Origin of the sequence: Actinosynnema sp. NPDC023658 (assembly GCF_040639995.1) — a bacterium.
Lineage (GTDB): Bacteria > Actinomycetota > Actinomycetes > Mycobacteriales > Pseudonocardiaceae > Actinosynnema.
Map to the genome: position 1 here is coordinate 1 of NZ_JBFAAX010000924.1, position 2,145 is coordinate 2,145.

Sequence of the window (2,145 nt, forward strand, 5' to 3'; positions counted from 1 at the left end):
GCCCGCGTCGATCGCGCGCAGTGCGATCCCGGCGTGCGCCGCGGGGGTGGTCAGGTTCAGCACGGTGTCGACGTCCGGCCCGTCGAGCAGGCGCTCGACGTCCATCGCGGCGGCGTCGGGGAGCTCGGCGGCGACCGCGGCGGACCGGGAGGCGTCGAGGTCGGCCACCGCGGTGACGCGCACCGCGGGGTGGTCCGCGAGCGTGTCGAGGTACGCGCGGGAGATGACCCCGAGACCTACGATGCCGACGCGGTGCGGGTCGCCCACAGCATGCCCCTCTCGATGACGGTGCGGACGGCGGGGTGCTCCAGCACGTCCAGGCTGTGCCCCGGGGTCGTCACGACGATCCGCCCCGCGCCCCAGTGGCGGGTCCAGACCGCCGGGCAGGTGACCGGTCGGTGCCACGGGTGCCACGCCTGCGGCGGGTGGGTCGTGGTGGCCAGCACGTCGATCAGATCGTCGTGCAGCACCCAGTACTGCTCGGTGACCAGCTCGAAGTCCTCGATGCCCGCGGTGACCGGGTGCTCCCGGCCGAGCTCGGTGAGGTTCACGGTGTGCGGCAGGAAGTTGTCCTCCGGCCCGCCTTGCCGCTCGCACGGCTCCTTGCCCGGGTGCGTGGCGAACTGGCCGCCCACCAGGTGCAGGTAGTCCGACGACGCGCGGAACGAGTCCGCGATGCCACCGTGCCACCCGGTGAACCCGGTGCCCGCCTCGACCGCCGCGCGCAGCCCGGCCACCTGCTCGCCGGTGATCTCCGACATCGTCACGCACTGCACGACGAGGTCCGTGGCGGCCATCTCGGCGGCGTCGGCGTACACCTCGGTCGAACCCTCGACCCGCACGGAGTAGCCGTGGTGCTCCAGGAACGGGAGGAACGAGTCGGTGGCCTCGACCGGCTGGTGACCTTCCCACCCACCGCGGACCACCAGCGCTTTCGGCTGCACCAAGCTCACCCTCCGGACCTGCTCGTCGACGGCGTGCGGCACCCGCTGCCCTCCCGCTCCTCACGACGACTGCTCGTGAGCGGGGGAGTCGAATCAATTCGACGAGCGGAACCATTGCTCGCCCTCCAGCTTACCGCATACGCTGACTCGCTGATCGAACCGGTTCGACCAACGTTGTCCGATCCGTTCGGAGGCATCACGGTGCAACGGCGAGCTGTCCTCGTCGCGCCTGGCGCACGGTCCGCGTGCCGGACTGCGCCGCGCTGCTCCGGCATCCCCGTGCAAGCCCGCGGCTCGCACCGCAATCCCCTTCCCCGCAAGAGGAGCCAGGCGTGAACCCCACAACCAGGAGGCGGCGCGTCCGCCCTGGAAGAGCCATCGCGTTTCTCACCGCTGCCGTGTCCGTCGTCGCCTTCGTCAACGCCCTCTCCGGGTCGGCGTACGCGGCGGACGAGTCCATCTCGGTCGACTTCTCCGCGACCGGCGGCACCCCGACCTACCGCGCGTCGGGCTGGATCTACGGCATGACGGAGGACGGGTCCGCCCCGGCGGACAACTTCTACCGCGACGTCAAGTTCCGGTACATGCGCGCCGGCGGCGCCCAGCTCGACAGCCCCGGCGGCTGGGTGTCCGGGAAGTACGACCGCCGCTGGAACGCCACCCGCGCCCAGTTGCTGCGCACCCGGTCGCTGGGCGGCGAGTTCGTCCTGCTCGCCCACGACCTGTGGGGCGCCGACGGCTACCCGATCTCCAGGTTCCCCGGTGACAACGGGAACTGGACCGACTACGACAACTTCCTCACGCGACTGATCAACGACGTGCGCGCGACCGGGGCGCCGGTGCAGTGGGACATCTGGAACGAGCCCAACATCACCCTGTTCTGGAACCGCCCGCAGTCGCAGTACTTCGAGCTGTGGCGGCGCACGTACCAGCGCATCCGGTCCGCGTTGCCCGGTACTCCGATCGTCGGCCCGAGCTTCGCGGGCGTCCCGTCCACGTCCGGCTGGTGGACGCAGTACCTGGACTTCGTGAAGGCCAACAACGTCGTGCCCGACATCGTCAGCTGGCACTCCCTGCCGGGTGACCCGGTCGCGAACGTGGCGACCGCCAACAGCACCCTCGACGCGCGCGGCATCCCGCACGCGCGGCCGTACCAGATCAACGAGTACGGCGCGTCGAACGAGCAGAACCCCGGCGACGG

At 71.0% G+C, this 2,145-nt stretch carries 2 protein-coding genes and 1 pseudogene; 1 reads left to right on the top strand and 2 read right to left on the bottom strand.

All coding sequences use genetic code 11. The annotated features are described in order from the left end of the window. A partial coding sequence (locus AB0G02_RS36475; protein ID WP_360803929.1) for a Gfo/Idh/MocA family oxidoreductase occupies nucleotides 1–267 on the bottom strand: 267 nt, incomplete at its 3' end. Then, on the bottom strand, nucleotides 237–953 hold the full coding sequence (locus tag AB0G02_RS36480) for a ThuA domain-containing protein (protein WP_360803932.1): 717 nt from the start codon (nucleotides 951–953) through the stop codon (nucleotides 237–239). The genes AB0G02_RS36475 and AB0G02_RS36480, both read right to left, overlap by 31 nt. A 389-nt stretch (nucleotides 954–1,342) precedes the next feature. Between AB0G02_RS36480 and AB0G02_RS36485 the strand changes: the two are divergent. Then, a pseudogene (locus AB0G02_RS36485) lies at nucleotides 1,343–2,145 on the top strand (beta-xylosidase); the annotation flags it as partial.